A 784-nucleotide genomic window follows, 5' to 3' on the forward strand; every position below is an offset into this window, starting at 1 on the left:
CAGGCTGGTGCTGGTGGTGTTGAGGTTCCGCTGAGCGTTCAGCGACATTACGTTGGTATTGATGACCTGTGCCATTTCGATATCTCCTCTAAGCGATTTATCCGGCAACCCTTGGGTGCCTGGAGCCTCCGCAGGGGGCCATCAATTGGCCAGTGCCGCTGCTGGTATAAGTAACGGCAGTCGGTGCGCAACCTTTAGCGATTCGCTGGGAAAAAACAAAGCAATTCGCTGAGTTGCAACGCGTCCGGCATGCGGCGAAAAGCTTGTTTCGGCCGCGCTTTGACAAACTTTAGGTTCCATCATGCACGTGCTGTGGAAGTCGGCATGTAGCGTGAGAAACACGTCGATCGCCGTCGCCGGGGCGATGCGCTTGATGAGCTTGATCGCGGCGTTGTCGCATCTGCACGAATGCAGGACATCCCGGCCGCGCGGGTGTGGTGATGCAGTTGCTTGGCCGTCTTCCCCGCACCTGGTCGACCGTCTCCCTGCTGTCCTTGGCGACCACGGACGGGGTGCAGATCATCGCGCTGTTGCACGTGCCGCGCTGCCACATATGCGGTCGAGAAGGTTCTGCCGCGCATCCGGCGCCGCAGTGCGGACACGCGACCCGGAGGCGGCACGTGTGGTTCTGCCGGCGCGTTGAACGCCGGTGCCTGGTGAAGACGCCGCATTGTTCGAGACGCGCGCCCCGTGCTGGAAGACGGAATAAAAAAGACCCCTCCTTGCGGAGGGGTCCGGTCGTGCGGTGCGGCTGGCTGGGCTTAGCCCTGGAGCAGGCTCAGCA

The 784-nt window shown here is 61.6% G+C and carries 1 pseudogene; it reads right to left on the reverse strand.

What is annotated here, in order from left to right:
• Positions 1-75, reverse strand: a pseudogene (locus tag M3U25_RS20530) (flagellin); the annotation flags it as partial.
• Positions 76-784 lie beyond the last annotated feature (709 nt).

The organism is Xanthomonas sp. PPL134, from assembly GCF_040595915.1.
In the GTDB taxonomy this organism is placed as follows: domain Bacteria; phylum Pseudomonadota; class Gammaproteobacteria; order Xanthomonadales; family Xanthomonadaceae; genus Xanthomonas_A; species Xanthomonas_A indica.